Raw genomic sequence first — 24,943 nt, 5'->3', positions numbered from 1 at the left:
ATTGGTTATTAGTAATTAAATCATTATTCCCTATTCCCTATTCTCTCTTAACTGTCACCTGTCACCTGTTACCTGCTATAACTAATTTTTCATCAATTTCTTAGAAACCCAACTGGTAATCCCACTGAGGAGCGCCCCACCCATCAAAATACCAATAGCTGGGTTAAATAGTGGTATCCACAGTTTATGCCATAAATCTAAACCTAAGTTGATTCCTGACGCATTACCAATAACAGCTATAGCAAACCAAACAAAACCTAAAATCACCAGGAAAACATCAGCAACTAATATTATATTGAGCCAATTTAACAATTTATCTTTCATCTTGATTGAATAAACTTTTATAGTTGATTATCATAATTCATAATTATGAATTATGAATTATGAATTACGAATTATTCTTCAAATAGCCATTTTTTGACTTTAGCCAAACTTTGCCAATCGGGTTTCCTGGTTAAACCGTCTTCAATGCTGTTTTTAACTTCTTCTTCCCATTCTTTGTTGACAAAAATCAACTGTTGTGCAAAGTCAATGTGTTCTCGCAAACCTTTCTGACCGGTTTCTAACATGGCTAAAGCGAGATTAATTCTGGCTTGTGGGTCTTGGGGATTTAATTTTACTGCTTTGTTTGCGGCTGTGTAAGCTAATTTGGCTTTGTTATCTAAGAGGTACAACCACGCTAGACAAATCCAAGCGGAACTGGCTTTAGGAGAGCGATCGCACACCTCTTTAAATACAGGGATGAGCGTTTCTGGTGATTCTCCTGCTTTATAGCGTTCTAAACCTGTATCAAACAGTTCTTCAATTGTGATAGTCATTGGTCATTAGTCATTAGTCATTTGTCATTAGTCATTGGTCATTAGTCATTGAGAACAAGGAACAGGGAACAGGGAACAGGTTAATTCAAAAGTCAAAATTTAGGAACTATTGCCTATTGCTTATTGCCTATTGCCTTTTCTTACTGACATCTGACCATTGACTATATTACACTCCGAAGGATTTGCCGCAACCGCAGGTTTGGGAAGCATTGGGGTTAGTGAATTGAAAACCTCCACCAATCATGGCATCACTGTAATCGAGCATCAAGCCATAGAGATATAATAGGCTCTTGCGATCGCAGATTATTTTGAAACCATCATAATCAAAGACATCATCCTGTGGGGTGATTTTGCTGATGTCCTCAAAATCCATCATGTAAGACATTCCAGAGCAACCACCTTGACGGACTCCTACCCGTAAACATAAATCTTGGCCTTGATTGGCTTGAAGAGTTTTTACCTGGCGCAATGCTGCTTCACTCAACAAAATGCCACGTTCTTGAGTTTGGGTTGCTTGTGTCATCTGCTGTTTTCACTCCTTAATTAGTCTAAATATGACCCTGTATATGCTGTTGACAGCCGTGGGGTTGCTTTTTCTAGTTTTGTTCTATTCTAGCGGCATTGATAGGTCTAGACGCTAAATTCTCAACACTTTGTCAACAGCAGAGAAGGATTTTTATTCTAGAATTGAGAGGTTCGGTGTATTTAGAGATGGGGTATTTTTCTCTTTTTCAGCCACAAGCCGTCTGAGCAGCAACCACTCTTCAGGTACAGCAGGGAAAATTTGATCCGAATTTTAGCCATTCCCCACAGTTTACTTCTAATTTGCTTTTTTTTGATTAACTTACTCTATGACAAGTTTTAATCGCTCTACCAGTCGTCGGTTGAAGAAATTAACCCAAATTCCTTCTATATGGGAGGGCGATCGCCGTCCGTTGTCATCATCAACCCCATCCAGAGACTCAGAAGAGTCCAAGGGTGAATGTATTCTCTGGGTGGATGGCTCTCAAGGTATTGTCAGAGGTATGGATGTGGTATCTCCAGACCTGGGACCCGAAGCCATAGTTCGTACTTTAATGCGAGCAATGGAGCATCCACAAAGTCCAGCTAAACCCGCTAGACCTCAGAGAATTGTGGTGAAAGACAGGGAAATTCAATTTTACCTGCGCGGAGTTTTGCAAGATTTGGACATTGCTATTGACTACGCACCGGAATTACCTTTAATTGATGAACTATTTCGCTCTTTTGCCGATATTCTCGATAGCCAAATTCCCGATTTACCTCCACAATATGCACAAATTCTGAATGAGAAGGCGTTTGCAGTTTGGGAAGCAGCACCTTGGAACTTTCTGGAAGAACAGCAAATTTTATCAATAGAAATCAATAAATGGGATGTGGGGACACTTTATGCCTCAGTCATGGGAATGCTGGGGATGGAGTATGGTGTTTTGTTCTATCGTTCAGAGGATTCTTTGAAGCGGTTTCGTGCAGATGTTTTACAGGATGAAGAATCTGGCCACGGTTTAGAAGCAGCTTTCCTGAAGCAAGATTGCTTATTTCTCACCTTTGATCAAGTTGACGAAGATGAAGATGAGGATGAAGATTTAGCAGATTTACCGCTATCGGAAATTGAACCTACCTTTGGTAATATTCACCCCTTAGAAGGATTGCGCTCGGTTTTGTATGACGAAGAAGCATTGGTAATGTATGTGGCGATCGAAAGCTTGATCCGCTTTGTCCGTGATTATCGTCATCAGTTGTACGAAGAAGACTTTCCCGTCATCAATCGACGTTATCGCATTTCTCTACCTCATCCAGATGAAGCTACTAAATCAGTGTCTGTGACTGTCTCTACTATGCCAGAATTGGCAGCAGAGTTAGAAGAAATGGCAGGCTTTGATATCTCAGATGAAGAGGATTTGGATGCTACCGAGTTTCGGTCATTGCGGGATGACTTGATCCCAGAAGACTCGTTCCTGAGCTTGGGTGTGATTTCTTGGGAGATGTTGAAGTCTTTACGTCAGGAAGTAAATTACCATGCAGTACAGGAAATCAATCAAACGGGTGATGGCTTACCCGTGATTTTGATTCAAACTTCCCGTCCCAAAGCTAAAACTGTCATTGAAAATATTCAGGCTGCTGGGGGATTGAACGCCATTTGCTTTAATCCTGGTGCTAATCCTTTAGATGGTGAGCGATATGATTTGGGTTTGTTACAAACAGAAAATGGGGATCTGTTCCTGTTTGGGGAATTTTTAGATCAAGACCCGACTCATGTTGAAGCCAGGAAAAAATGGAATCAGCGGTGTCAGCTTACCAATGGTTATTGCGGCTTGATTATTGCTAAGGGACTGACCGGGGCTTCTCGTGGTAATCCGCAGTTAAAAGATATGATGGCTTTGTTTGAAGCGCGATCGCTCTCTTCCCAAGATTTAGGTATTGGTACTCTCCAACTTATGCCTCAACTGGAATTTGAATAATCCTCTATGTAGTTACCACAGATAAACATCAAATCTACACTGAGTTCACTAATTCAGGTTTAATCTGTGGTTTTCTACAATGAACTCTTATGATAATTGCTGCATAATTTGTTGTTAAAAAGATCAAGTTGATTCGTTGACTTTATCTATTCTTTACCGAACTTTACCGAGAATTCTTAGTTATATTTTATGATCTTCCTATTTCTTTGAGGCAATCTCTGATACTATCATTTTTTCCTTTTACAATTGGATTCTTTTTGATAACCGTTAACACATAGCAAGTTGCATGATAATGACTAATAAAAAATGGGCTGTTAAACGTATAACCGTTAACCTAGCAACACAGGAAGCGGAAAAATTAGAAAAATATTGTCAACAGACAGGTAGACCTGCTACTGATGTCATTCGAGAATTGATTAGAAGTTTACCTCTCTCTGAAGATACTAAGGAGAAAGGTTGAAATGGGTAATGGGTAATGGGTAATTGGTAATGGGTACTTGAGAAAAACTGATTCTCTGTCACCTGTCACCTGTCACCTATCACCTATCAATAGTCCCCAATTCCCAATCAATAGCCAATTCCGACACCAAGCCAGTTACAATTTGTAAAGAAACTGATAGCGCAGCTTGGCGTAAGCAATAAAGGAACTTGGGAATGCGTGTTGCAATTGTAGGTGCAGGACTAGCTGGACTAGCAACTGCCGTCGATTTAGCTGATGCGGGTTGTGAGGTACAAATTTTTGAATCTCGTCCGTTTGTTGGTGGTAAAGTAGGCAGTTGGGTAGATAGTGATGGCAACCATATTGAAATGGGGTTGCACGTATTTTTTGGCTGCTACTACAATCTGTTTGAATTGATGGAAAAAGTGGGAGCAGGTGAAAATTTACGTCTTAAAGAACATAGTCATACTTTTATTAATAAAGGTGGACGCACTGGGGCGTTAGATTTTCGTTTCATCACCGGTGCGCCTTTTAATGGCTTAAAGGCATTTTTCACCACTTCTCAACTTTCATTACAAGATAAATTACAAAATGCGATCGCTCTGGGAACTAGCCCCATAGTTAGGGGTTTAGTAGACTTTGAGGGCGCAATGAGAAATATCCGCGATTTAGACAAAATCAGCTTTTCTGACTGGTTCTATCGTCACGGAGGCAGTAAAGGCAGCATCAAACGCCTATGGAACCCCATCGCTTACGCTTTGGGTTTTATTGATTGCGATCATATTTCTGCCCGTTGTATGTTGACAATTTTCCAGTTTTTTGCTGTCAGAACTGAAGCTTCTATTTTGCGAATGCTGGAAGGTTCACCCCACGAATATTTACACAAACCAATTATTGAATATCTAGAAGCCAGAGGCACAAAAATATACACCCGTCGCCAAGTGCGGGAAATTCAGTTTGCTGAATCTGAAGCGGAAACCCACGTTACAGGTATAGTAGTTGCCCAAGGTGATACAGAAGAACTGATCACGGCTGATGCTTACGTTTGCGCTTGTGATGTACCGGGAATTCAGCGCGTTTTACCCCAAGCATGGCGAAAATGGTCAGAATTTGACAACATTTATAAACTTGATGCTGTCCCAGTCGCTACAGTGCAGCTACGGTTTGATGGTTGGGTGACAGAACTGGAAGATGCTGAAAAACGTAAACAGTTAAATCATGCGGTGGGGATTGATAATTTGTTATATACCGCCGATGCTGATTTTTCTTGTTTCGCTGATTTGGCTTTAACTAGTCCAGCAGATTATTATCGTCCTGGGGAGGGTTCATTGATGCAGCTGGTGTTGACACCGGGAGATCCTTTTATTAAAGAAAGTAATGAAGCGATCGCTCAACACGTCCTTAAACAAGTGCATGAATTGTTCCCCTCGTCAAGAGATTTAAACATGACTTGGTACAGTGTCGTGAAACTGGCTCAGTCTTTGTACAGGGAAGCACCAGGAATGGACGCTTATCGTCCTGATCAGAAAACACCGATACCTAATTTTTTCCTAGCCGGTAGTTACACTCAACAGGATTATATTGACAGCATGGAAGGTGCAACCATTTCTGGAAGACGTGCGGCTAAGGTGATTCTGGAAAGTGTGAAGAAATAGGGACTGGGGACTGGGGACTGGGGACTGGGGACTGGGGACTGGGGACTGGGGACTGGGTAAGAGTTGTTCCGAATTACTAATCACCCATTACCAATCTAAAATCTAAAATCTAAAATCTAAAACCTAAAATCTATATGGCTGAATGGTTAGAGCATAGTGTACAGGTAGAAGTCGAAGCTCCCATAGAATTAGTATGGGGGTTATGGTCTGATTTGGAACAAATGCCAAAGTGGATGAAATGGATTGATTCAGTGAAGATTTTGCCAGATGATCCAGAAATTTCACTTTGGAAATTGAGTACCGGAGGTTTGGATTTTAGCTGGAAATCTCGCATTCTCAAAGTTGTTCCTAATCAAATTATTCAATGGGAATCGGTTGATGGTTTGCCAAATCAGGGGGCGATTCGTTTTTATGATCGTCATGCTGGTAGTATTGTGAAAATGACCATTTCCTACGCTATCCCTGGAATTATTGGTAAGTTGATGGATAATTTATTTTTGGGACGGGTGGTAGAGTCTACGATTCAAGCGGATTTGGAGAGGTTTAAGGAATACGCTTTGAATGCGAAGGGTGATTGATTTAGATAGGAAAAACAGGCAGTAAGAAGCTTTAATTTAAGAGGATGTTTGAAAAGTCTAACCTGGGTGATTATAAATCACATCTACACAGACAAAACTTGCCTACGCAGGTTTGAAATCCCTAATTTTTCGTTAGTCCACGCAGGTGGACTTGGCTTGTGTGGTAGCGTTCGCGCCAGCGTGGCGAAGCCATATTATTTCGCCGAAAACTTTTAAGACAACCTCTAAAACTTTGGACGATTACTGCCTTTTAAAATTCATTATTCTGACTCAGCAAGTATTATTATAATAAGGTTTTATGGCTCAATTAAATTTATTTGATTCACTACCTGCAAATTTAATATCAAACACAAAATTACCAACTAATAAAAAATTATCTACTAATATATTTACTAATCATTACCCGATTCATAGATGGTACAATTTCATAGCTGGATTTTCTCCTGAATTTGTAAGTTTTTGTATAAAAGAAGCAAAACTTAATTGTGATGATGTTGTAATTGACCCTTTTTCTGGATTGGGAACTACACTAGTTGAGGCAAATTATCACAATGTTTTTTCAATAGGATTTGAAGCCCATCCTTTTTTCTATGATATATCACAAGCAAAAATATTTCCTACATCAGATATACAACAGGTAAAATATTTAGAAAATCTCTTGTTATCACTTCAACCTTACACTGGCAGTTTTCAAGAAATATGGTCTGAAGATGCTTTAAAGTTTTTAACTAAACTTGTCTCAGAAGATAATTTAGCCTTATTGGCAAGTTGTCTAGAAATAGAAAGTAAGTGTTCTCAGGAAAACAAATCATTATTTCGTTTAATAGTATCCAAAGTTCTTGAAAAAACTTCTTTATCTCAAACTGATGGTATTTATAAAGCTCCCACAACTTTAAAAAAATCTATATCTTTTTATGATTCTGTATCTATTGTATGCAAACAAATATATGAAGATGTTGAAAAACTAAAATATGATTTTACTCCGAAAGCAAAATTGAATTTTGGAAGTTCAGAAAATATGGAGTTAGTTGAAAATGAAAGTTGTTCACTTTGTATAACTTCTCCACCTTATTTAAACAACTTTGATTTTGCGGAAATGACACGGATGGAATTATATTTCTGGCGTTATGCGGGTTCATGGAGAGAAATTACAGAAAAAGTTCGTCGCCGTTTAATCGTGAATACGACAACAGCACCTACAGATTTAAAAAGAAATCAAGAATTTTTCTCTTCTACATTATCAACAAGTTTCAAGTTAAAATATTTAGATTATATTATAGCAGAATTATTTAATGAAAGAAAAATTAGACCAGGTAAAAAGGATTATTATTTATTGATATATCCATATTTTGCCCAAATGCAAAACGTCATTCGAGAATTGCATCGTATACTTCGGTCTGGTAGTAATCTTCATCTTATTGTGTCCGATGCAGCACTATATGGAGTTTACATTCCTGCTCATGAAATATTGAGTCAATTAATGATAGATAACGGCTTTCAAATTATCAATATAGAAAATATGAGAAAACGGGGTGAACGTTGGCTGCTTAAAAAAAGGACAGGTTCAAGTAAATTAGGGGAGTATCATATTCATGCAAAACGAATTTAATCTAGACTTAGATATTGAGCAGAGTAACGATGCAGACGAAACTAGCAGTACACTGTATGCTATTGCTATGGATTTTATGAAAGGTTATATAGATGTTTATTTAAGTTTAGTAAATCAGACAAAGGGATTCGCTGTAGTTGAAGCTAAAAATGCTCAAGATTATGAACAAAGACTAATAATCTTAACCGGAATTAATAGCAATCTTGATCCGAAAAATGCAACCGCAATTGATGTAGTTCAAGAATGGCAAAGACGACAAGCAATAATTTTTGATGTGGAAGCATCAATAACTAAAGGTGTTTATATCAAAATGCGAGAAGTAGCACAAACCCTTATTAATGAACTTCGCGTAGCTACAAATAATTTCCAAGTATTTGATTCTGATTATATAAATAAAAATCCGAGAATGCTACCAATTTTTCAGAGATTGATTAATGTTAGAAGTAAATCTGAATTAAAGAAAAGAATTGGTAGTGTTTCTGATAATGCTATATCAAAGCCAGCCGCAAAAAGATTATCAGATATTCTTAACAGTCAAACAACTAATCAAAATATAAATGATCAGGAAATTTTGCAAGGTTTGGAAACAACATTAGAAGGAATTGTCCGTGATTTAGTAGGAAGGGTATTACTAGAAACTATTGTAGCTACAGCACTTGATGAAGCTAATGTTCCTTACAAACGAGAGAAAGAGTACAAATATTTAGAAGGAGTTATCTATAATTTTAGATCCGATTTTGTTATACCTGATGAAAATGAACCTAAAGCATTTATAGAAGTAAGAAAGTCATCATCTAGACATGCATCTTTATATGCTAAAGATAAAATGTTCTCAGCTATTAATTGGAAAGGTAAGAACAAAGATATTCTAGCTATATTAATTGTCGATGGAGAATGGACGGCTGAAACTTTGCGAATTATGGCAAATGTTTTTGATTATGTTGTCCCTATTAAAGCCGTTTCTTCGGTGGCTAATTCTATTGCTGAGTATTTGCAAGGAGATAAATCGAAGTTGAAATGGGTGATTGATTTTTCTATCAAACCAGCAAATGAATAAGTTGTTTGATGGGGATATAGAGATATGAAAATATTAAAATTTCTCTTTTGAGTATAAATTGGAAAACCCAACACAGTTGGTTGGGTTATTTTAGATCAATCCTCTGCAATAATTTGTTTTGCTAACTGAAATTCTGATTCCAGTGCATCATATTCAGCTTTTATCTCTGGATCTGCAAGCACTTTTTCACGGATAGATTGCCAAGAAATAGTTTTGGGAGTCATTGGTGTTAACCTTTCTCGTTATTTTCAAACGAAAATCCTCCACTCTGTAATAGTTGGGTTACATAGTCGTCCACGTTTTCATTATTCTTATCCTGGGACTCTAATAGTTTGGTCAAAAAGTCGTACAATTCTTCCATTGTAAAATAATGGTAACTTCCTTTACTTTGAATATGCCAACGTTTTGCTGGAACTGGGGTTTCAGACAGAGGAACTTCTCCGCAAGAGCTTACCAACTTAGAATCATGAGCATTCTTACATAATTCAAACAGTTTTTCCCGTGTGAATTCAGTCATTCTTATACCTTTTTGCAAGTAAATATTACCAACTGCGCTCACTAGATGTAGTATATAATTCGTCTAGCATTCAACATTTATGCTCAAATCCTTAAGTTTGTACCTCAAAATTTCGTTAGATTTATCTATCATTCGTTTTCTAAGATCACAATATTTCCAATTCTTCCATTTATCATCCCTAACTTTGGCAATAGTATCTTGTTTAGAGCTAAATATTAAGCCCTCATTAAATTTAAGATCATCAAGATCATTATTCCAAATCCAGTTTTCATTTTCTAAATCTTCCCGTTCCCAGGTTAACACTGGTACTTTATCAACTTGAGCCTTATAATGCCTAGCAGTAAAATCAATAATTTCAGGCTTTATATTTGCTTTTCTAGGTCCAACAATCCAACAATGGTAGTCATTTTGATTATTAGAAATTTCTCCCCTATAAATAAACCAGGGTAATTCTTGAGTTTTATCCTTATAAGGTCTTAGTGCAAAAAATCCTGCTTCCACAATGTAATCAGATACAGGATATTTAAATTTTTGCTGATAAAATTTTGTACAAACTTCAGATCCTAAAGCCGCGTAATAGAAGCATGAACCTTCAAGTATATCCTTGATATCTATATGAACTGCATCACCAAAATCTACAATTTCTTTGAGTTTATCACTAAACTCTGATAACGTGTCATAGACAGTTTCATAAATTGCCTTTTGCTCTGGAATAGTAATTATCTGACTGTTTAAGAGTGTCATTTTTCAAGATTAATAAAGAACAAGTGCGATGCTTTCAATGAGCGGAGCGATCACCCAATTTTGTAGTTTAGGCACACGCGGCTAAATAAATATACAAAGTTATCTCCCTACGGATATACAGTAATTATACGTAAATACAATATTTAATAAACCTACAAACCTAAAATTACGCAAATTGATTAGATTAAATAGCGTATTCAAAGGTTACATATTTTCCTTGACTGACAGATTTGGCAAGAATTTGTGATAAAATGTAGGTAAATATTAACTATTATCTACACTTCATCACAAAACTAAAAAAGGCTGCATGATAGACAAATAAACAAAAGCATTATGTCCAAAACCCAAAAAATACTAAATTACGCTGCTCAAACAGGCGTAATTAGAGCAAAAGACATCGAAGCAAAAGGTATTCACAGAGAGTATTTGAAACGTTTGGAAAACCAAGGAATCCTTGTACGTTCTGCTCGCGGTGTTTACACTTTTGTAGATGCAGAAATTACAGCAAATCACACTCTAGCTGAAACTGCGAAAAGAGTTCCTAACGGAGTAATTTGTCTTCTATCTGCACTCAGTTTTTATCAGATAACCACTCAAGCACCTTTTGAAGTTTGGTTGGCAATTCCTCAAAAATCTCGTCCTCCTAAAGATAATCTTCTACCACTCAGAATCGTTTATATGTCAGGTAAATCTCTAGAAGAAGGAATTGAAGAACATATAATAGAAGGCGTGCCAGTTAGTATATATTCTTTGCCTAAAACAGTTGCCGATTGTTTTAAATTTCGCAATAAAATTGGTCTTGATGTTGCCTTGGAAGCATTGCGCGAATGTTGGCGAGAAAAAAGATGTTCAATGGATGAAATATGGCGCTATGCCAAAATTTGCCGAGTACATAATGTGATGCGTCCTTATCTAGAATCACTCTCATGAAATCAAAAAAGCCTGTTAACATAGCAGCATCTATCCAAGCCAAATTATTGAATTTATCTAAAACAAGAGGAGAAGATTATAATTATTTATTGACGCGCTATTTTGGCGAAAGGTTGCTCTATAGGCTTAGTCAATCTCCATATCAAGCACAATATATTTTGAAAGGTGCTACTCTGTTCAAAGTTTGGAATGGTGAACCTCATAGAGCGACTAAAGATTTGGATTTACTCTGTTTTGGCAACAATGAGATTGAATATTTAGTGAATGTTTATAAAGAAATTTGTACAATTCACTGTGAAGAGGATGGAATTACTTTTTTACCAGAGTCAGTTAGAGGAGAATTAATCAAAGAAGCTCAGGAATATGAAGGAGTTAGAATTAAATTAAAAGGGCAATTAGTTAAAATTGAAATTGCTATTCAGGTAGATATAGGATTTGGTGATGCTGTTACACCTGATGCGGAAGAAGTAGAAATAGAACCTATTTTAAATACACCAAAACCACGTTTACGAATATATCCGCGTGAGACAGTAATAGCTGAAAAGTTTCAAGCAATGGTTTCTCTGGGTATAAGCAACAGTCGAATTAAAGATTTCTATGATATTTGGTTTCTTTGCAAAAATTTTGAATTTCAAGGAAACTTACTCAGTCAAGCGATAAATAATACTTTTCATAGACGCAAAACAGAAATACCAGTAAAAGAACCTTTAGCTTTATCTGAAGAGTTTGTTAATGATTCAAATAAGCAACAACAATGGCAAGCCTTTAAAAAGAAATTAAAAATAGAACAAACTCCAAATTCATTTGGTGAATTAATTAACGAAATTCAAAAATTTATAATGCCGCCTTCTGTAGCATCTGCCCAAAATGAAAACTTTGATAAAATATGGAGTATATCAGGCTATTGGCAAGATGCAAATAATCACTGATTTTTGGTGTAAATTTTCTCCCTGTTTCCAAGGTTTGTCGGGACACAGCATTTCTATGTCCCTACAGCGTATTCCTGATAACTCAAAAAAAAATCAAAAAACAAAATATTACCAAGTTGGATCACTAAAAAGATGTATGGTTAACTCCTCCTTTCCTGGAGGAACAGGAGTAATACAAGCGCGGATGACTTCCCCGTCGTCTAGTTCAACGGTGCAAGCGTGACAAGTTCCCATTAAACAACCAGTAGGAATTGATACCCCTGCTCTATCTGCTACATCTAACAAGGATTCTCCTACTTCGGCTTTAACGGTGACATCATCTGGTAGAAAGCGGATATTAATAGTCATTGGTCATTGATTATCTAAGATAGAAATGGGGCTAAATTTAAATGGGTTTCAATTTCCGTAGCTAAAGAATCTAAAATCTGCTCTCGCTGATCTCGATAGTTAGCAACACCTGTGGGTAAAGATTTCAAACCGCGCTGTTGACGGAGACGATTTAACCAAGCACGTCTCCAGGGACCGTTATCAAAAAGCCCATGTAGATAAGTACCCCAAACAGATTGACAATTATCTACTAAGCCTAAATTAACATCATCAAATAGAGGTTGACAGACGGCTTTATCTGTTGGTTGTTCTATGCGCGATCGCCCTTGGTGAATTTCAAACCCATTCACAGGTAAACCCATCTGGGGATAATTAGAACTAACTTGGCGCTGACGGGCTATTTTTTGTCCTGTAATCACTGTTTTGATAGGTAACAGATTTAACCCTTGATATCTGCCAGCTTGTCCCTCAACTCCTTCTGGGTCAGCTACCATTTGTCCTAACATTTGGAAACCGCCACAGATGCCTAAAACCGTTCCTCCAGAAGCAGCAAAATTTTGGATTGCTTCCGCCATACCGCTTTTTTGCAACAGAATTAAATCGGCAATTGTGGTTTTTGTGCCTGGAATAATTACAGCGTCAGGGTGTCCTAAATCTTGCTTGGGACTCAGGTATTTTACTGAAACTGTTGGTTCTGATTCCAGGGGGTCAAAGTCGGTAAAATTGGCAATTCTCGGTAAGCGGATCACAGCAATATTCAATTCCGCTTGGGCTTTAAGGGGTTTACGTTCTAGTAAGTCTAGGGAGTCTTCTGCTGGAAACACTTGTTCTAAGTAGGGAATAACACCAACAACGGGGATACCAGTGCGTTCTTCTAGCCATTTGATTCCTGGTTCAAGGATGGAACGCTGTCCCCGGAATTTGTTAATTACTACCCCTTTAATTAAGGCGCGTTCGTCGGGTTCTAATAACTCTAGGGTTCCGACTACGTGAGCAAAAGCGCCTCCCCGGTCAATATCAACAACTAACAGAGTGGCTGCATTCAAATGTTTTGCTACCCTCATGTTAGTTAAATCCCGGTGCTTGAGGTTAATTTCTGCTGGGCTACCCGCACCTTCACAAACGATTAAATCAAATTCTGTTTCTAAGTGTTTTAGCGATTCTTGAATAGTTCGCCAACCTAGTTCAAAATACTGCTCATAATAATCTGTAGCACTAACTCTACCTATAGGTTTACCTTTGAGGATAACTTGAGAAGTCATATCCCCTTGGGGTTTAAGTAAAATTGGGTTCATTTCTACCAATGGGGATACTCCCGCAGCCCAGGCTTGCACTGCTTGAGCGTAGCCTATTTCTCCCCCACTGGCGGTGACATAAGCATTTAAAGCCATATTTTGACCTTTAAAGGGAGCCACTCGCCAGCCCCGCCGCGAGAGAATGCGACATAAGGCCGTAGTTATCAGTGATTTCCCTGCGTGGGATGTTGTTCCCACTACCATAATTGATTTCATAGTGTGACTTGTGTGTTTTCTGAGTGATGTTGTAATTTTTGGGTTAAAGGCTGTAGTCTGCCAATCTGCTCATTAAACTTGAAAAAGAGCAGATCAAAGGACGAGGCTAAAGATTATTGTTTCCTTTACCTCGTTTTCACTTTGACTTGCTTATCTCAACTTGTCAATTTTTCATCTAAAACGGTAGTCGAAACCAACGAGTGATGGATTCATCAAAGCGATCGCGCCATGAGGGACTAGGCCAGTTTGTATCTAGGAATTTTTCTACCAACTGATGACCAAGAGGTGTGAGGCGAAAACCGTCGGTTATGCCCTGTCCATCGACTTCTCTCCGTAGCACTCCCACTTCGATTAACCAATCAAAAGCGTTATCACAGGCTAATTCTGACAAAGGGCGTTTGGTATAACCTTGCTTGAAGCCTTTTTCTGTGGCGATCGCACTCACCGAAACACTCTGAGTCCGCATAGCTGTAAATAAACTCAGATGGAAAGGGGAACAGATCAGCGATCGCTCGGCCCGTTCTAATGTTTTCTGAGTATATACAAAGGGTTTGGGGTTTGGAGAATCAACAGTAGGCATAGGTTTGGAGTTGAGGAGAAGGCAAAAGACAAGAGGCAGGAGATAGGAGGCTAATGTAAATTATGTAAATATTGTAAATTATTGTAAAATCTCAAGTGCATCAACAATCTGAAACAGGAAAGGTTAATTATGCCACTAGCAGTTGGTACAGATGCGCCTGCATTTACCGCTAAAGATACAAACGGCAACACAGTTTCATTATCTGATTTTGCTGGTAAGACGGTGGTTGTGTATTTTTACCCCAAAGATGATACGCCAGGTTGCACCAAGCAAGCCTGTAGTTTCCGGGATGCCCAACCTGAATATCAAGGTAAAAATGTTGTGGTGTTGGGAGTAAGTGCTGATGATCAAGCTGCCCATCAAGCATTCACCGCTAAATATAACCTGAATTTCCCCCTACTAGTTGACACTGATAAAACCCTCATTAACGCTTTTGATGTAGATGGTGGTGGTTATGCCAAGCGCGTCACTTTCGTAATTGACCCCAACGGTAAAATCATTCATGTTGATAGTGCTGTTAGTACAGCTACTCACGCTAGTGATGTTTTAAATGCACTTGGTTTGTAATTTGTAAATTAGCAGGAGTCAGAAGTTAACTGATAACTGATAACTGTTAATAGCCTCAACTCCAGCCCAAAGCAGGATTAGGAGTTGAGGTTTTTACTTTTCATTTATCTGAAGAGGGTAAGATCATCAACGGTGCTGCATTTTCACCCGCTGTAGTTGGAGAATTTGCGTTTGGCTGTTGCTGACCTTGCAGGAGTTTTTGTTGTCTGGCTTTAAAAGCTGCTGCTGCATCATCTAACTGTTGATTCTGTTGGTCAGGATTCCAGTTAAGATTGCCGAAATTTGCCTGATGAATCAGGTTGAACATATTGAAATCTGAGCCATTACCGAAGAATGAATTGCTATTCCTATCGCTCTCCAAACTACCAAAGGGTTGATTAGGATCAGCTAAACTAGGTTGTGCTACTAGGAAGGAAGCAAAGCTAATTCCTGCAAAAGTGGCAACTAAGATTTTGTGAACTGGTAAAAATGGTCTTGTCATGAAATTTCCCCTCACATTTTGTCTATTTAATCATGCTTCTATCTTAAGCAAGAGTCTTGCGTAATTGGGGTTGAATGCTGAGTAAAGCCACCGCAGCAAATCCTAACAAGACTAGCAATGCTCCCCCAAAGGTAACATCACCCCAAAAAGCGTGCATGACGACATCGTTTAATCCCCAAGTGCTGTGCAGATACAAATAGCGAATCGGTTCAATAGCATAGCTGAGGGGGTTGAGGGTAGCGACAACCTGCAACCATCCTGGCATAAAGGATAATGGTGCTAAGGCTGTGCTGGCAAATAATAAAGGTAGGTTAGTTACAAAAATTACCGCAATTAATTCAATGTGTCCTGGTAAAGCAAAAGCTAAACCCAGAGAAATAGCGGTGACACCTAAAGCCAGAAGAAAGACGATGAGAGCGATCGCACTTAATCCAGCCGCATCAGGTAAACCTGCACCTAAAAACGCCGCAGCACCAACGATGACAGCCGCTTGTAGCAAACTTTGGCTAATAATAAAAATAGCCGAAGCAAAAACAATTGAGAAGCGAGAAGCTAAAGGTGCAACCAGCAACCGATTTAAAAAGCCAAATTCCCTGTCAAACATCACAGGTAAACCGGCATTCAACGCCCCAGCAAATGCGGTAAATACTATTACACCAGCGGACAGGAATTGTCCGTAATTTGTCGTACTTCCAAATAAACCCTTGGGGGCATTTTGGAATAATGCACCAAACAACACCAACCACATCACCGGTTGAATAATTCCTGCTGCTAGGGTAGAGGGACGGCGTTGTAATTGGATAAATAGACGACGGGTTAAAGCTAGGGTTTCTTGGACTAATTCACCAAAGAAGTTGGGTGTAGTTTCAGGAACTACGCTAGGTGAAGTTATTTGTTGCCAATTCATATCAGTCTTCATGGATTTTCGATTTTAGGTTAGTCAATGATAATGAGGTGGAATAAAATCAACATATCTCTAAATATTAGAAAACATGGAATCATCGCTTACATACCAGTTTAGCGACTTCTGGAAGCGCAGGACTGTTCTCAACTGGATAGATATATTGACTCACAAAATTAACAAATTTATAGTACAATAATACTAAATAATAAAAAAAATTGTAGCCAGCAGGGAGGTAAATAATGTCTATCACAACATCAGGAGCGATCGCTGATTACTTCATCGGGTTAGCAAATGAAACAGGTTCGTTTGTGAGCAATTTAAAACTGCAAAAGCTAGTTTACTATGCTCAAGCTTGGTATTTAGCTCTTTATAATCAACCTTTATTTGCAGAAGATTTTGAAGCATGGGTTCATGGTCCTGTAATTCCTGATTTATACCAGGAGTATAAAAAGTTTGGTTGGAAGCCTATTTTCAAGGATGTTGAAGCACCGAAGTTTTCTGAGCAAGTCCATGAATTTTTAGCAGAATTGGCAGAAGTTTATTTTGCTTGTGATGCTTTTGAATTAGAACAAATGACTCATCGTGAATATCCTTGGATTGAAGCAAGAGGAAATATTCCCCAAGATGCCCCATCTAATGCGATTATTTCTAAGGAAGCGATGAAAGAATATTACCAGAAACGTGCCGAAGCCGAAGAAGATTAAAAAAGTTAATCACAATCAAGCTTCATCTTTATCTAAGAGGTTGTTTGAAAAGTTTTTGGTAATTAGTAATTAGTAATTTTTACCAATCACCAATCACCAATCACTCTATCTCATATTTTGCTTTTTCTCAGCTTTTGGATCACGATTTGCCACAGCAGCTAATTCCGCATCCATCAAAGTTTTTCCAGTTGCAGCGAGGTAAACATCATCTAAACTAGGACGAGATTGGGCAATACCAAAAATCGGTAAACCTGCATTAGTTAACGCTTGTTGAATAGTAATCAATGCGTCATTTTGGGGAGTAACTACCAAATTTAAGGAGTTACCTTGGGCGCTGTTGATGATAATTTCTTGGACAAAAGGTAAGGTTTCCAACAAGTTTTTAGCTTTGTCGGCTTCTTCGTTGGGTGAAAATTCGCGGATGCGTAAAGTAATGCGATCGCCCCCCACTTTATCTTTTAACTGGGAAGGTGTACCATTAGCAATAACTAAACCCCTGTCTATAATTGCTACCCTATCAGCCAAAGCATCAACTTCTTCTAAATAATGGCTGGTAATGACAACGGTAGTCCCCGCAGCGCGTAGCTTCCGTAAAAAATCCCACACCACAAACCGACTTTCTATATCAAGTCCTACCGTTGGTTCATCTAATACTAATACATCTGGAGAATGCAATAAACCAGCGGCCAAGTCCAGACGCTTGCGTAAACCACCGGAATAAGTGCCGGTTTTTTTATCCGCGTATTCTTGTAAACCGAGTAAATCTAATACAGTATTGATGCGTTGTTTGATGACTGCACGGGGGAGGTGATAAAGGGCTGCTTGCAGTTGTAGCAACTCCCTACCAGTCAAAACCTTATCTAAAGCCACCTCTTGGGCAACATAACCCAGCTTTTGCCGTGCTAACTTAGGATTATCTAAAACCGAGATTCCCGAAACTTCGATTTTTCCAGCATCGGGAGTAGTTAGCGTACACAAAGCCCGCAGAGTGGTTGTTTTACCCGCACCGTTGGGACCGAGTAAACCGAAGATTTCCCCTGGTTGTACCTGAAAGGAGATATCCTTGACGGCTTCAAAAGTACCGTAGCGTTTTTGTAGATTTTCGATTAAAACGGCGGAAGCCATGACAGCTATAATCCCTAACTATACATTTCGCAACAATCTATTTTCTATTGTACGAGTTGGGCGTTAGCTGTGATGAGTTCTGTTCTACTATTCTTGATAAAGTGTAGGTTAGGGAAAAACCACCCCTATTTCCTCTATCCTAGAGGGAGATAGTTAGTTTGTGTATAAGTGCAAACTTGTTTAATTAGTTAGGTCAGTAGTTTCGCTAATTAGATTTAGATCAGTTGAAAAAATTATGAATCAACCTATTTTGCAATTTATTGTTACTCAAAATTATAAAAATTTATCTTTACCTCAGCCTGTAGAATTAGACAGGCTCAATATTTTTATAGGTTCTAATGGTTCAGGTAAAAGCAATTTTATCAGTTGCTTGAAATTCCTAAAAGATTGTTTAACCACTATTCCTGATGAAAGTCGTGGTGTGAGTAGTTTTGAGGATGCAGTTAGCAAAATTGGGGCTGATAGGATTTTAGATAATAGTGTCGAAAGTCCTGCTGTTATCAATTTTTCATATTGTTTTTCTCAAACATTATCAAGTGAGCAGCTTCATGAAAAATTTAGCACAATGCTTACCTTAACTCTTTTTGTGGACAGAAAGAAAAATAAAATAATTATTTCTCAGGAGTTTTTATGTAGTGGAAAAGATTTAAATAAATTGGATTCACCACCTTTTTACTATTATAAATTTCATGACAGAGAACTTGGTAAAGGTGCTGTATCAGTTTATAATATTCCTGGACAAAATTCAGGCACACACTTTGAAGGTTTAGATAATATACCCACCAATTCTTTAGGTTTGACTATACTCCCAAGGTTGCTTGAAGATAGCCAATATTCACCTGAAAATACACCTGCTTACAGAACCAGACGAGATTTAGTTGAATTTATTTCCAAATGGCAATTTTATAACGCCAATAATATGGACTTAAATCAAATCAGAACTTCCGAACCCAAAATAGGAGGAAGTGATATATATTTATCTGCTTCTGGCGATAATTTACCTTTGGTTTTAGATAATTTAATCCAGGAAAATATTGACTTTGAAGATAGCATTAACCAAGCGATGAAGTCGATTTTACCTAAAACTCGTCGTCTGCGTCCAATTCGTTCTGGTCGTTTATCTTTAACTGTAGAATGGTATTTTGAAGATAGTAAAGAACCATTTTACCTGAGTGAAATGTCAGATGGAACTGTGAGAATGTTATGTTGGGCTACTATATTACATTCTCCTGTACTTCCTTCATTGTTAGTCATTGATGAACCAGAATTAGGTTTGCACGTTTCATGGATGCGGATTTTAGCTGAATGGATTAAAAGAGCAGCAAGAAAAACTCAAATAATTGTAACTACACATAGTCCTGATCTTTTAGATCATTTTACAGATTGTTTAGAGAATGTTTATTGTTTTTACTCTGAAGATAAAACCCATTTTGCTATGAAAGCACTTTCAAAAGAAATTCTTAATCCAAGTCTGGAAGAAGGATGGGAATTAGGTGATTTATACCGTGTTGGTGATCCTAATGTGGGAGGATGGCCGTGGTAGTATGGGTGTTTGCTGGTGGTGGTGAGGCTGAAGTTGCTGGACTAATTCCTTTTTTAGAAAAAAATTTTCCTGGTTGTAGATTTGAACGTAAAACCCCAGTGAAAATGAAAAAAGGCTCCAAACCTGGTAAGCAAAATAGTTATGGTAAAACAGGGAAAAGTTTAATCAGAGAAATTAGTGCAAGACTACCTCTTGCTTTACAATATGAATCTGGTAAATGTGATTTAATTTTAGTATTTGATGATTTAGATTGTCGAGATGTGATAAAACAAAAAGAAAATTTCTTAGGTGCAATAGCAAAAATACCAGAATGTAATGATATCAATAAATTTATAGGTTTTGCAGCACCAGAAATAGAAGCTTGGATTATTGCAGATTGGAATAATTCAATAGCTAGACATCCAGATTTTAAAGGTAATAGAGAAAAACGAATGCGTCGTTGGCTGAGTCAAGAAAAGAATATTCCTTTTGATAATCCTGAATCATTTAGTGAGTATAATAAAGAAAAAGATTGTTGTCGAGAAAAGTTATCACAGGCGTTAGTTAATTCAAGTGAACAAGATGCAGATGATCGGAATATGCCACGTTTTTCTAAAGGTTTACACACTCCTGAACTATTACTGAAAATAAATCCAGAAGAAGTACAACGTAAATCTCCTTTATTTCGGGAACTTTATAACTATCTTCAGAATTTCTGCTAAATACTCAAGCTGGTAATTTTTGAAATCCTGTAAATCCCTACATCCTGTAAATCCTGATATGGCTTGCGCCACGCTACGCTATCAGACAAAAAAACTAGTACCATTAAACCACACTATCAGGATCTACACCCAAAGCCCGTAACCGTTCCGCTAAGATTTGAGCGCGTTCTTCAGGTGTGAAAAAGCGTTTTCCTTGTTGGTTATACCAATACATCCATTCTCGTGTAATACCTTGATAAGTTCCCCGTTCAATACCAATTCCTAAACCAACTTCTGGCAACCAAACGGGATTACCATCTTGTAATTGATATACCCCATTAATTAATTTATGAACTTCCAACCGGGGTTTACGGCGACGAGTGGGATTGTAAATTACATAATATAAAACGCCTAAATTGGCATAATCATCTTTTTTAGTGGAATATTCACCGCGATAAGTTTGAGAAACAACTTCTAAAACCAAAATAGGAACTTTTTCTTCTTCCCAAATCGCGTAACTAGGACGCAAATTTTCATCATAAAAGCGTTCTACCCCTAAGCTGAGAAAACCATCAGGGACAATTGCGGGCTGATAAGGGTCATAATAAACACCCATATCCACACCAAAAAACCAGTCCATGCGGTCTGCCCAAGCCATAGCTAAAATAGCTTTGAGTAAACCGGGAATTAAATCTTGTAATTCATTATCCACAGGTGTTTCATCTGAATCAGGTAGTTCCTCAGAAGAGGGCATACAGTCCAGGGGATTGTAATCTAACATGATAGATTTCACATATCCTTGTATATCTGGATTATATGAGATTGGGGACTGGGGACTGGGGACTGGCGACTAGGGAAGAAGGAATAAGTAATTTTCTCCCCTGCTCCCTGCTCCCTGCACCTCCTGCCTCTTGCCTCCCGAAATGTGTCAAAATAAAGAGTTGTAATAAGAAAAATATTGTTAAGGTAATTTAGTGACTTCAACTGCTCAAGCTAGTGCGAGTGCGCGTCGCGCGGTCTTTCCATTTACAGCAATTGTCGGCCAGGAAGAAATGAAACTGGCACTGCTGTTAAACGTGATTGATCCCAAAATTGGTGGTGTAATGATTATGGGCGATCGCGGCACCGGCAAATCTACAACCATCCGTGCTTTGGCAGACCTGCTGCCTGAAATCCCCGTAGTTGCCAATGACCCCTTCAACAGTGACCCCAACGACCCGGACTTGATGAGCGATGAAGTCCGTCAACAAGTGGCGCAAGGGGCAGAAGTTCCCATAGCTCACAAAAAAGTCATCATGGTAGATTTACCATTGGGCGCAACAGAAGACCGGGTTTGCGGTACTATCGACATTGAAAAAGCTTTATCTGAAGGTGTGAAAGCCTTTGAACCGGGACTGCTGGCCAAAGCTAACCGAGGCATTCTCTACGTCGATGAGGTTAACTTGTTAGATGACCACTTGGTAGACGTACTCCTGGACTCTGCTGCTAGTGGTTGGAACACAGTAGAACGGGAAGGTATTTCTATCCGTCACCCAGCGCGGTTTGTTCTCGTTGGTTCGGGAAACCCAGAAGAAGGTGAACTGCGTCCCCAACTACTTGACCGTTTTGGGATGCACGCGGAAATTCACACGGTGAAAGAACCGGCTTTGCGGGTGCAAATTGTGGAAGAACGGGGAGAATTTGACCAAAATCCCGCCGTTTATTTAGAACAACACAAAACTGAGCAAGAAGCATTACAGGAGAAAATTGTCAAGGCGCAAGAATTGTTACCCCAAGTTAACCTTGACTATGACCTGCGGGTGAAAATTTCGGAAGTTTGTTCAGAATTGGATGTAGATGGTTTGCGGGGTGACATCGTTACCAACCGTGCTGCTAAAGCCTTAACTGCATTTGAAGGACGGACAGAAGTTACCGTTGATGATATCCGTCGGGTAATTACTTTATGTCTGCGTCACCGTCTGCGGAAAGATCCTTTAGAATCTATTGATTCTGGGTATAAGGTTGAAAAAGTTTTTGCTCGCGTTTTTGGTGTGGAACTTCCAGAAGATGGTGCTGCACAGAAAAACGGTACAGGGATGAAAGCTGGGGTGCGTTAGTTTTTAAGGTGACAGGTGACAGGTGACAGTTGTTACCAATCACCAATCACCAATGACTAATAACTAATAACTAATAACTAAATTATGAGAACTTGGAACTTTTGGGTAAATACCCTGATTTTATCTAGTCAATATAATCCACCGCGATTTATTGAATTATTGATGCTGCTGCTGGCGATCGCTATGCTAATAGTTGCAACAATTATACCGGAAAAACCTTTTTTGGTGCTGGGTTTGAGCTTTGTACTTGGGGCATCAATTTCTATTTTAGTCCGGGAAGCAATGTCTACAACAGGTCACGTTCACCCACCTTATTACCAAAGACTGATTACCCAATTTACAGCCTTACTGTTACTGGGTATTAGTATTTATGGCTTTGCGGATTTAATTCGGTCTTTGTGAAAGTAATAGGTGACAGGTGATAGGTGACAAGTAAGAGTTTTTCCTGATTACAAATTACGAATTACGAATTACGAATTACGAATTACGAATTACGATTAGCATAATGAAACTCAGTCTGTGCATGATTGTCAAAAATGAAGAAGCTTCTCTACCAAAGTGTTTGGGAAGTGTGCAGAATGTTGTAGATGAAATTGTAGTTCTCGATACAGGTTCAACTGATAAAACGCCAGAAATCGCTCAACAATTCGGTGCTAAAGTACATTATTTTCAATGGTGTAATGATTTTAGTGCTGCTCGTAATGAAGCTTTAAAATATGTGACAGGTGACTGGGTTTTAGTGTTAGATGCTGATGAAACTCTCACACCAGAAATTGCACAGCAAATCAGAGAAGCGATTAATATAGATGATTATTTATTAATCAATCTTGTCCGTCAAGAAGTTGGTGCGACTCAATCTCCTTATTCTCTGGTTTCTCGATTATTTCGCCATCATCCAGATATTCGTTTTGAACGCCCCTATCATGCTTTGGTTGATGATAGTATTGCGGCAATTTTAAAGAAAGAAAATTATTGGCAAGTTGGCTATTTAACAGGAGTTGCTATTCTCCATGCTGGATATCAAAAAGCTGTAATTAATCAGCAAAATAAATATGCTAAAGCCGCAGCAGCAATGGAGGAATTTTTTGCAGCTAATCCTGATGATGCTTATGTTTGCAGTAAATTGGGGGCTTTGTATGTGGAAATGGGTCAAATTAACGAGGGAATAGAGTTATTAAATCGGGGTTTACGTCAGGTACTTGGTAATCGCAGTAAGAGTGAGAAAAAACCTCTGGGATGGTTGAAAAATTCTCAATCAATGAAAGGAATAAATTCTCTGGATCAAGATATCCAGGAAACAAATTATGATATTTTATATGAATTAAATTATCATTTAGGTATTGCTTATACACATTTAAAAAATCTACCTCTGGCTATTTCTCATTATCAAGCGGCGCTAAAGTTACCAATTTATCCTCTGTTGAAGTTGGGAGGATATAATAATTTGGGTAATTTGTTGAAAGCTACGGGGGATTTGCAAGGGGCGAAAAATGCTTATGAAACTGCTTTGAAAATTGATGAGAGTTTTGTGACTGGGTATTATAATTTGGGGATGGTATGTAAAGCTATGGGTTTGTTTGTTGAGGCGGTTGAGGCTTATAATTGCGCTATATTTTTAAATCCTAATTATGCGGATGCTTATCAAAATTTGGGGGTGGTGTTGTTGAAAATTGGTGATGTAGAAAATAGTTTGGCTGCTTTTAAATGTGCGATCGCTCTCCATGAACAAGATAATCCTCAAGAGGCTAAACGCTTACTTCAAGGTTTACAGGAAATGAAGTTAATTTAATTCGTAATTCGTTAAGATCCCCGACTTCTTTTTTATCTTGTAAATAAATTCTGATATTGATGTTAGAAGTCGGGGATCTGGTATTTTGAAGTTTCAATCCCTCATAGGGATTATGTGAAATTTCAACGACTTACAGGGAAAGTGCCTTGTTCGCATTGAGTAGAGTTTCAATCCCTCATAGGGATTATGTGAAATTTCAACTTTCCATGCTTTTCACTGCAAGGTAAAAGTTTTTCTGTTGTTTCAATCCCTCATAGGGATTATGTGAAATTTCAACGGTGTGGTTGCCGTCGTCGGTTTCTCCCCCGTTGTGGTTTCAATCCCTCATAGGGATTATGTGAAATTTCAACTGGGATTGTAAGCGAGCGTAGTGATACCGCCACGAGGTTTCAATCCCTCATAGGGATTATGTGAAATTTCAACCTATCTTTCCTCCCTTTCCCCCGGTTCACGTCCGGCAATGAGTTTCAATCCCTCATAGGGATTATGTGAAATTTCAACGTGATGCTGAAGGTTTGTGTCGCAATTATACCACTGATGTTTCAATCCCTCATAGGGATTATGTGAAATTTCAACAGTTAGTGAGGCAGCATGAGAGATACAAATAAGTTTCAATCCCTCATAGGGATTATGTGAAATTTCAACGATTTATTTGAAACAGAAGCAGAAGTGCCAGCCGGGTTTCAATCCCTCATAGGGATTATGTGAAATTTCAACTCCTAAGCCCTAAATTTTCACGTTTAAGGCTTAGGAAAAGTTTCAATCCCTCATAGGGATTATGTGAAATTTCAACGCCTTTAAAATATCAATCAGATTTAATTATTAATCGTTTCAATCCCTCATAGGGATTATGTGAAATTTCAACTTTTCCTTTTGCGAA

28 protein-coding genes and 1 CRISPR repeat array (1 of these 29 only partly in view) are annotated in these 24,943 nt (G+C 38.4%); of the genes, 15 read left to right on the top strand and 13 right to left on the bottom strand.

The features are described 5' to 3' along the window. Positions 1-81: 81 nt before the first annotated feature. The 3 genes from H6G06_RS06440 to H6G06_RS06430 all read right to left on the bottom strand — a co-directional run bounded on the left by H6G06_RS06440 (position 82) and on the right by H6G06_RS06430 (position 1,341). A complete protein-coding gene (locus H6G06_RS06440) occupies positions 82-324 on the bottom strand; it encodes a hypothetical protein (RefSeq protein ID WP_190558186.1) in 243 nt (80 codons plus the stop codon). Positions 325-395: 71 nt separating this feature from the next. Further along, positions 396-818 (bottom strand): tetratricopeptide repeat protein, encoded by a 423-nt coding sequence (locus H6G06_RS06435; protein ID WP_190558184.1) that lies wholly within the window; start codon positions 816-818, stop codon positions 396-398. Positions 819-984: 166 nt separating this feature from the next. Beyond that, entirely contained in the window at positions 985-1,341 is a 357-nt protein-coding gene (locus H6G06_RS06430) for an iron-sulfur cluster assembly accessory protein (protein WP_190558182.1), read from the bottom strand. 328 nt (positions 1,342-1,669) lie between these two features. Here H6G06_RS06430 and H6G06_RS06425 point away from each other — a divergent pair, with 328 nt between their 5' ends. The 6 genes from H6G06_RS06425 (at position 1,670) to H6G06_RS27000 (ending at position 8,636) form a co-directional block, all read left to right on the top strand. After that, positions 1,670-3,298: a DUF6930 domain-containing protein gene (locus tag H6G06_RS06425; protein WP_190558180.1), complete on the top strand. Its 1,629-nt coding sequence runs from the start codon at positions 1,670-1,672 to the stop codon at positions 3,296-3,298. A 286-nt stretch (positions 3,299-3,584) separates the two neighbouring features. Further along, positions 3,585-3,758, top strand: a complete 174-nt coding sequence (locus tag H6G06_RS06420; protein WP_190558178.1) for a ribbon-helix-helix domain-containing protein — start codon at positions 3,585-3,587, stop codon at positions 3,756-3,758. A 194-nt stretch (positions 3,759-3,952) separates the two neighbouring features. Further along, on the top strand, positions 3,953-5,392 hold the full coding sequence (zds, locus tag H6G06_RS06415; RefSeq protein WP_190558176.1) for a 9,9'-di-cis-zeta-carotene desaturase: 1,440 nt from the start codon (positions 3,953-3,955) through the stop codon (positions 5,390-5,392). A gap of 134 nt (positions 5,393-5,526) precedes the next feature. Further along, positions 5,527-5,970, top strand: a complete 444-nt coding sequence (locus tag H6G06_RS06410) for an SRPBCC family protein (protein ID WP_190558174.1) — start codon at positions 5,527-5,529, stop codon at positions 5,968-5,970. A gap of 298 nt (positions 5,971-6,268) precedes the next feature. Further along, positions 6,269-7,579 (top strand): DNA methyltransferase, encoded by a 1,311-nt coding sequence (locus H6G06_RS27005; protein ID WP_199306592.1) that lies wholly within the window; start codon positions 6,269-6,271, stop codon positions 7,577-7,579. After that, a complete protein-coding gene (locus tag H6G06_RS27000; protein WP_199306591.1) occupies positions 7,563-8,636 on the top strand; it encodes a hypothetical protein in 1,074 nt (357 codons plus the stop codon). Before H6G06_RS27005 ends, H6G06_RS27000 begins: the two co-directional genes overlap by 17 nt. Before the next feature lie 95 nt (positions 8,637-8,731). On the opposite strand, the gene H6G06_RS27760 is transcribed toward H6G06_RS27000, so the two are convergent. From H6G06_RS27760 to H6G06_RS06395, 3 genes are all read right to left on the bottom strand, one after another. Beyond that, on the bottom strand, positions 8,732-8,860 hold the full coding sequence (locus H6G06_RS27760; protein ID WP_277875173.1) for a hypothetical protein: 129 nt from the start codon (positions 8,858-8,860) through the stop codon (positions 8,732-8,734). 5 nt (positions 8,861-8,865) lie between these two features. Further along, the gene (locus H6G06_RS06400; RefSeq protein ID WP_190558172.1) at positions 8,866-9,153 is read right to left on the bottom strand and encodes a hypothetical protein; all 288 of its coding nucleotides are present in this window, start codon (positions 9,151-9,153) and stop codon (positions 8,866-8,868) included. Positions 9,154-9,216: 63 nt separating this feature from the next. Beyond that, positions 9,217-9,897 (bottom strand): hypothetical protein, encoded by a 681-nt coding sequence (locus tag H6G06_RS06395; protein WP_190558170.1) that lies wholly within the window; start codon positions 9,895-9,897, stop codon positions 9,217-9,219. A gap of 333 nt (positions 9,898-10,230) precedes the next feature. Between H6G06_RS06395 and H6G06_RS06390 the strand changes: the two genes are divergently transcribed. Together H6G06_RS06390 and H6G06_RS06385 are read left to right on the top strand one after the other, a co-directional pair. Beyond that, the gene (locus H6G06_RS06390; RefSeq protein ID WP_190558168.1) at positions 10,231-10,827 is read left to right on the top strand and encodes a type IV toxin-antitoxin system AbiEi family antitoxin domain-containing protein; all 597 of its coding nucleotides are present in this window, start codon (positions 10,231-10,233) and stop codon (positions 10,825-10,827) included. Beyond that, on the top strand, positions 10,824-11,756 hold the full coding sequence (locus H6G06_RS06385) for a nucleotidyl transferase AbiEii/AbiGii toxin family protein (protein ID WP_190558166.1): 933 nt from the start codon (positions 10,824-10,826) through the stop codon (positions 11,754-11,756). The genes H6G06_RS06390 and H6G06_RS06385 overlap by 4 nt, the downstream gene beginning before the upstream one ends. 108 nt (positions 11,757-11,864) lie before the next feature. Here H6G06_RS06385 and H6G06_RS06380 read toward each other — a convergent pair whose 3' ends face one another. The 3 genes from H6G06_RS06380 to H6G06_RS06370 form a co-directional block, all read right to left on the bottom strand. Continuing rightward, positions 11,865-12,104, bottom strand: coding sequence for a 2Fe-2S iron-sulfur cluster-binding protein (locus H6G06_RS06380; protein WP_190558164.1), 240 nt, complete (start codon positions 12,102-12,104; stop codon positions 11,865-11,867). A 14-nt stretch (positions 12,105-12,118) separates the two neighbouring features. After that, complete coding sequence (gene cobQ / locus H6G06_RS06375) at positions 12,119-13,594, bottom strand: cobyric acid synthase CobQ (RefSeq protein ID WP_190558162.1); 1,476 nt, start codon at positions 13,592-13,594, stop codon at positions 12,119-12,121. Between the two features lie 175 nt (positions 13,595-13,769). Continuing rightward, positions 13,770-14,174, bottom strand: coding sequence for an Npun_F0494 family protein (locus H6G06_RS06370; protein WP_190558160.1), 405 nt, complete (start codon positions 14,172-14,174; stop codon positions 13,770-13,772). A gap of 129 nt (positions 14,175-14,303) precedes the next feature. Between H6G06_RS06370 and H6G06_RS06365 the strand changes: the two genes are divergently transcribed. Further along, the gene (locus H6G06_RS06365) at positions 14,304-14,741 is read left to right on the top strand and encodes a peroxiredoxin (protein ID WP_190558158.1); all 438 of its coding nucleotides are present in this window, start codon (positions 14,304-14,306) and stop codon (positions 14,739-14,741) included. A gap of 100 nt (positions 14,742-14,841) precedes the next feature. Here H6G06_RS06365 and H6G06_RS06360 read toward each other — a convergent pair whose 3' ends face one another. Beyond that, on the bottom strand, positions 14,842-15,222 hold the full coding sequence (locus tag H6G06_RS06360) for a hypothetical protein (RefSeq protein ID WP_190558156.1): 381 nt from the start codon (positions 15,220-15,222) through the stop codon (positions 14,842-14,844). 43 nt (positions 15,223-15,265) lie between these two features. Beyond that, positions 15,266-16,141 (bottom strand): ABC transporter permease, encoded by an 876-nt coding sequence (locus H6G06_RS06355; protein WP_190558154.1) that lies wholly within the window; start codon positions 16,139-16,141, stop codon positions 15,266-15,268. Positions 16,142-16,365: 224 nt separating this feature from the next. Between H6G06_RS06355 and H6G06_RS06350 the strand changes: the two genes are divergently transcribed. After that, positions 16,366-16,830, top strand: a complete 465-nt coding sequence (locus tag H6G06_RS06350) for a Panacea domain-containing protein (protein WP_190558152.1) — start codon at positions 16,366-16,368, stop codon at positions 16,828-16,830. Positions 16,831-16,935: 105 nt separating this feature from the next. Here H6G06_RS06350 and H6G06_RS06345 read toward each other — a convergent pair whose 3' ends face one another. Next, positions 16,936-17,955, bottom strand: coding sequence for an ABC transporter ATP-binding protein (locus H6G06_RS06345; protein ID WP_190558150.1), 1,020 nt, complete (start codon positions 17,953-17,955; stop codon positions 16,936-16,938). Positions 17,956-18,190: 235 nt separating this feature from the next. Between H6G06_RS06345 and H6G06_RS06340 the strand changes: the two genes are divergently transcribed. Both H6G06_RS06340 and H6G06_RS06335 read left to right on the top strand, forming a co-directional pair. Then, the gene (locus tag H6G06_RS06340; RefSeq protein ID WP_190558148.1) at positions 18,191-19,498 is read left to right on the top strand and encodes an AAA family ATPase; all 1,308 of its coding nucleotides are present in this window, start codon (positions 18,191-18,193) and stop codon (positions 19,496-19,498) included. Beyond that, positions 19,486-20,199, top strand: a complete 714-nt coding sequence (locus H6G06_RS06335; RefSeq protein WP_190558146.1) for a hypothetical protein — start codon at positions 19,486-19,488, stop codon at positions 20,197-20,199. Before H6G06_RS06340 ends, H6G06_RS06335 begins: the two co-directional genes overlap by 13 nt. A gap of 103 nt (positions 20,200-20,302) precedes the next feature. Here H6G06_RS06335 and H6G06_RS06330 read toward each other — a convergent pair whose 3' ends face one another. Further along, on the bottom strand, positions 20,303-20,959 hold the full coding sequence (locus H6G06_RS06330) for a Uma2 family endonuclease (RefSeq protein WP_190558144.1): 657 nt from the start codon (positions 20,957-20,959) through the stop codon (positions 20,303-20,305). A 193-nt stretch (positions 20,960-21,152) separates the two neighbouring features. Between H6G06_RS06330 and bchI the strand changes: the two genes are divergently transcribed. The 3 genes from bchI to H6G06_RS06315 all read left to right on the top strand — a co-directional run bounded on the left by bchI (position 21,153) and on the right by H6G06_RS06315 (position 24,063). Further along, positions 21,153-22,274 (top strand): magnesium chelatase ATPase subunit I, encoded by a 1,122-nt coding sequence (gene bchI / locus H6G06_RS06325; RefSeq protein ID WP_190558142.1) that lies wholly within the window; start codon positions 21,153-21,155, stop codon positions 22,272-22,274. 84 nt (positions 22,275-22,358) lie between these two features. Continuing rightward, positions 22,359-22,676 carry a hypothetical protein gene (locus H6G06_RS06320; RefSeq protein ID WP_190558140.1) on the top strand — a complete coding sequence of 106 codons (318 nt, stop codon included), beginning with the start codon at positions 22,359-22,361 and terminating at the stop codon, positions 22,674-22,676. Between the two features lie 103 nt (positions 22,677-22,779). Continuing rightward, positions 22,780-24,063 (top strand): glycosyltransferase, encoded by a 1,284-nt coding sequence (locus H6G06_RS06315; protein ID WP_190558138.1) that lies wholly within the window; start codon positions 22,780-22,782, stop codon positions 24,061-24,063. Between the two features lie 90 nt (positions 24,064-24,153). Continuing rightward, a CRISPR array of direct repeats spans positions 24,154-24,943; the repeat unit is 37 nt; unit sequence GTTTCAATCCCTCATAGGGATTATGTGAAATTTCAAC; it runs 783 nt beyond the window's last position.

Origin of the sequence: Anabaena sphaerica FACHB-251 (genome assembly GCF_014696825.1) — a bacterium.
In the GTDB taxonomy this organism is placed as follows: domain Bacteria; phylum Cyanobacteriota; class Cyanobacteriia; order Cyanobacteriales; family Nostocaceae; genus RDYJ01.
This window is presented reverse-complemented; position numbering and strand designations above follow the sequence as displayed.